At 37.4% G+C, this 1,905-nt stretch carries 3 protein-coding genes; all 3 read left to right on the forward strand.

The features are described from left to right. On the forward strand, window positions 1-594 hold a 594-nt coding region (locus BUB35_RS18250; RefSeq protein ID WP_072854054.1), incomplete at its 5' end, for a ParA family protein. Beyond that, window positions 569-1,477 carry a ParB/RepB/Spo0J family partition protein gene (locus BUB35_RS18255; protein ID WP_072854056.1) on the forward strand — a complete coding sequence of 303 codons (909 nt, stop codon included), beginning with the start codon at window positions 569-571 and terminating at the stop codon, window positions 1,475-1,477. The genes BUB35_RS18250 and BUB35_RS18255, both read left to right, overlap by 26 nt. Beyond that, window positions 1,455-1,905, forward strand: a 451-nt coding sequence (locus BUB35_RS18260; RefSeq protein ID WP_143185513.1) for a replication initiator protein A, incomplete at its 3' end; no start/stop codon positions are given. The genes BUB35_RS18255 and BUB35_RS18260, both read left to right, overlap by 23 nt.

Raw genomic sequence — 1,905 nt, forward strand, 5'->3', positions numbered from 1 at the left:
AAGGAAGAAGAAATTATGCCAACAGAAGGAATTTTACACCATGAGGAAGGCATTGATATTTTGCCTGGCAATATCGAGCTTTCTGGTTTAGAGGTATCTTTAGTTAATGTTATGAGCAGGGAACAGATTTTAAAGCAGTATGTATCACTGATAAAAGATAGGTATGACTATATTATCATTGATTGTATGCCTTCACTTAGTACATTGACGATAAATGTACTTTCCTGTGCAGATAGCGTTATGATACCTGTGCAGGCGGCTTATTTACTTGTAAAAGGCTTGGAACAGTTAATCAAAACCATCTCAAAGGTAAAACGCCACTTAAATCCTAAAATTGAAATTGAAGGTATTTTGATTACAATGGTGGATAGCAGAACGAATTATGCAAAGGATATTACAACAATGCTGCGAGAAGCTTATGGAAGAAATATAAAAATTTTTGAAAATCATATTCCGATGTCTGTAAGAGCACAGGAGGCTTCTACACAAGGAATAAGTATTTTTCGTCATGATCCAAAAGGAAAAGTTGCACAAGCCTATCAGACACTAACAGAGGAGGTAATAGGAAGTGAAAAATGGTGTAAGCAATATTAAACTGACAAGCTATGATGATTTGTTTGGTACAAATGATGCGGAACAACAAGGGAAAAGTGTTATAGAAATAGATGTTTCGGAGCTACACGAATTTCCAGACCACCCTTTTCGTTTTGAGATGGATGCAGAGATGCAGGAACTGATGGAAAGCGTAAAAAAGTATGGAGTCCTGGAACCAATCTTGGTTCGAAAGAGAACACAAGGTGGATATGAAATCATATCCGGGCATAAAAGAACATCAGCCTGTAAAGCAATTGGACAAAATGTCATTCCGGCAGTAGTAACAGATTGCGGTGATGATGAAGCAACGATATTGATGGTGGATTCTAATATTTATCGTAGAAATATTCTTCCCAGTCAGAAAGCAAAAGCCTATAAAATGAAATATGAGGCACTGAAGCATCAAGGGGTACAAAATGGTTTACATACGCTGGAACAGATGGGAGAGGCTTTTGGTGAAAGCGGGAAGACAGTACAGCGATATATTTGGCTTTCCAGATTAAGTGATGATTTATTGGAATTGTTGGATCGCAAAAAAATGGGTATTGTCCAAGGAATTGCCCTTTCATTTCTAAATCAGGAAGAGCAGGACTGGATATTGGATATCATAGTGGACGAAAAGGTACAAATCAGTACAAAAGCAGCAGAATTGTGTAAAGAGTGTGCGCAGAACGGAACATTGACGCAAGAGAAGGCAAAAGAATTTTTATTAGATAGTCAAAAGAAAAAATCGGATGCACTCTCGATCAATAGGAACAGGCTGAAGTCATATTTTCCGTCTTCATACAGCAATGAGGATATAGAAAAAGTCATTTTTCAACTTTTGGAGGAATGGCAGCAGCGAACAGGAGGTGGAGAGGTTGGGCAAGGAAGAAGTATTTGACTATTACTATGGAACAGAGGCAGAACAATTTTTATTTTTCAGAATACCTCGTGTTTTGATACAAGATCCAAGATTCAAACAGGTGTCAACGGATGCAAAGTTGCTTTATGGATTGATGTTGGACAGAATGTCCTTGTCTATGAAAAATGGATGGCTGGACGAAGAAAATAGAGTCTATATCATTTATACGCTGGAAAATATCATGGAGGATTTAAATTGTGGAAAAGATAAAGGCGTAAAAATATTGGCAGAGTTGGATACTGTAAAAGGTATCGGCTTGATTGAAAGAAAGAAAAGAGGGCTGGGTAAGCCCTCTATTATTTTTGTAAAGAACTTTGCAAGCTTAGTAGTAGAGAAGAAAACAGAGGCGGAGAAGGAAGAAGATAGTATAAAAATTGTGAATGAAATCCAAAGTTCGGAAGAACCGA

Source organism: Anaerotignum lactatifermentans DSM 14214, from assembly GCF_900142265.1.
In the GTDB taxonomy this organism is placed as follows: Bacteria; Bacillota; Clostridia; order Lachnospirales; family Anaerotignaceae; genus Anaerotignum; species Anaerotignum lactatifermentans.